At 44.5% G+C, this 2,902-nt stretch carries 1 protein-coding gene and 1 pseudogene; one reads left to right on the top strand and one right to left on the bottom strand.

What is annotated here, in order from left to right; genetic code table 11:
• Window positions 1–504: 504 nt before the first annotated feature.
• Window positions 505–606, bottom strand: a pseudogene (locus FDW98_RS18890) (4-carboxymuconolactone decarboxylase); the annotation flags it as partial.
• 627 nt (window positions 607–1,233) lie between these two features.
• Here FDW98_RS18890 and FDW98_RS23705 point away from each other — a divergent pair.
• Entirely contained in the window at window positions 1,234–2,805 is a 1,572-nt protein-coding gene (locus tag FDW98_RS23705; RefSeq protein ID WP_371683390.1) for a hypothetical protein, read from the top strand.
• The last annotated feature ends 97 nt before the right edge of the window (window positions 2,806–2,902 follow it).

Here is a 2,902-nt window from a genome sequence, read left to right as displayed (position 1 = left end):
GAAGGGCCATGGTGGGACTTTAAACAAACTAAGTGGATACAGCAACGGCATAGAGGTTTCCGTGTCCATCAGGATCCATTGCCGTTTGCAGCCCGAGATAACCAACTGGTTTACTGAATACACGACATTTACCTCACAATTACCATGGACATGAAGAGAATGTACTCTGTAGCTAATGCAAGAAACGAGAGGGGGATCCAAAATTCTAACGTATTGATTTATCAGCTAGTGGAAATGTCTTATGAACTTATTTATCATTGTAGGTTATTTAACTATTCTGGGTTTGAGGAATATACATAATTTACTTCAGCACCAGAAAAAGTATAACAAACTGTTTTAAATGGATATTAATCAAATGGCGATTCAAACTCACAGTTATGAACTCAGTTTTGGTTCATAACTGTGTTAAACGCTGTCCATAAATCACTCGATGTTACGCTTGTTGGTTCATGAACTGTTCGTTCTAATTTTGTGATGTGCGTCAGGTTTTAGTGTTCAGTAATATTACCTTTTACTCGATGAGCGATTGTTTAGCACCTCTCCGACAACCGGAGCAGCGGTAAATGCGTTTGGCCAGCCAGCGTAAAACGCGGCTTGGATGAGGATACCTTCCTGATCCGTCTGGGTTATCAACGCTACGGTGACATACTCCGTGCTATCAGCCTTGTGGAAGCTCTTGATTCGGATACAGTAAAACTAGCGGAGAAAATTGCAGCGTTAACAGAAGAAGATGCTGGATTGCTGGAAGCTCTTGCCGCCGTGCTGCCAGAGAAAACTGCTCTTGAAATTACTGCTGAAGAAGTAGGATTACCATCCGAACAAGCCCATAAGCTGTTCATCCAGTCATTGGTTTGGCGCTCCCGACAAAGTGTAGTGGAAGAAATTGATGAACACATCCATGCAGCACTGCATACACCTGGATTATGGGAGTCGGTTTATGAAGCGCTGTTTTCACTTAGTCTGGTTCCTGACCATCGTCTAAACGCAACTAACTGGCTGGGGCCATTTTTACGGCAGTCATCCTTAGCTGAACGTGACACCTACTTGTCATTAGCTGCGCTGGGATCATTTGATAATAAGACTGCTGTCTATTCACTCATCCATGCAGCACTATTTGCTGACATAACCCATTGGCCTGCTGAAAGCCGGAGGCTGGCCAGTCTAACACTTGCCTGGCTCACTTCGTGTGCTGACCGCCGAATCAGGGATTTATCCTCAAAAGGGCTAAGCAGAATCCTGGCAAACTACCCGGAGAACTGCCAAACAGTAATCAGTGAATTTGCATATTGTGATGATGATTACGTATTAGAGCGTATTAGCCTTGCTATCTACAGTGCATGCTTATTGTCATACCAACGCAGAAATGCGTTTATGCCAGCGCTCCCTGGTCTATTAAGCATTGCGTCAGATAGCAAGAATATTCTGCTCCGGGATACGGTTCAGCTATTAGTAAACTTGTTGAAAACAGGAGAATTTCCCACAGCCGTAACAAGCCAATTACAGCATTACCAGACAAACGTATCATTACCATCACGATGGCCTGTACTGGCGGATGTCAAACCCCTCCTAGATCTGGAACATTTACCATCAAACATGGTGCTCTGGGGAGAATCCATGGCCCCGGATTTCTGGCGTTATCAGGTGGAATCGAAGATTTCCGGCTTTGACTTGGAGAGCGCCAATATCAGCCATGAAAACATTGCCTGTTGGTTAATGCGAGAAGCACTTAATTTAGGATATCCCGGTTATAACCACTGCGCGCTCAATTATGATCGCCATATCGGGAGTCAGTATGGCTCGGGACGGGGTAGAAAAGGGTATGCTGACCGACTCGGTAAAAAATATTACTGGATCGCCTTACATCGACTACTGGGCATTCTGGCCAGTAATGTTCCCGCACTGGAAGACCCATATTCCGACTACGAACCTACAAGTGATCATCTATGGTCAGTCGACGTCCGTAAAGTTGACCTGACCGATGTACGCGATATCACCGCAGAAGGTGTCTATCCAGTACTGATGGAGGAAACAAATTATGCATTCCCTGACCACAATTCAGATATCAAAGGTTGGGTTAGGACCGATGATTTTCCACCTTATGAAGCTTGTCTTATTCGAACTGACGAGGAAGGAGAGCAGTGGGTAGCGCTTTCACATAGCTATTGGGATGACGATAAAGCGCCGAATGAAAATAGCTGGGATTCCCCGTACTTGGGAGTGCGTGCTTCCTACTCAAGCGCACTCATAAATGAAAGCATCCAGAACTTTAAACAGAAAAGATCACGCGATATTTTCCAATATAATCAGGGAAGTAGTTGTTATCGCGGTTATCTTGCTGAATATCCTGACAGCCCGGTATACAAACAACTTCTTAATAGTGATGAAGATAGTGAAGCGTTTAATTTTACAGAAGTCAGTTTACTGCGCGGAAACGAATGGGAATACGACTACTCATATACCATGCCCGAGCGCCAGGATAACCTCATTGCGCCATGCCTGGGAATCATTCAAAAACTCGAACTTTTATGGGATTGTCAAAGCGGTTGGGTTGATCATTCTGGCAAACTTATCGCCTTCCATCAAAAAGGTGTAAAACAACGCGGACTTTTCATCCATCGTTCGGCATTGAACGCCTATCTGTCCATAACAGGTGAAGAGCTTATACATCGCCGTTTTGCTAACAGAGGATATTTTGATTTAGCTGGTCGTAATAGCACGCAAATAGACCTGAAAACTTGGATCCAGTACCGGGCAGACAAGGCACCGGTAGTTTTACGAGAAGAGGAACTGCCGTTTAACTGCTGACAACGATACTTATTAAGTAATCAACTGGCTGCCTTGGCATCGAATGCCAGAAGAGCCATTTCGCACTACCAATTTAAGTAGACTGAAGGAATACTTG

Source organism: Citrobacter sp. wls711 (genome assembly GCF_005281055.1).
In the GTDB taxonomy this organism is placed as follows: Bacteria; Pseudomonadota; Gammaproteobacteria; order Enterobacterales; family Enterobacteriaceae; genus Citrobacter; species Citrobacter gillenii.
This window is presented reverse-complemented; position numbering and strand designations above follow the sequence as displayed.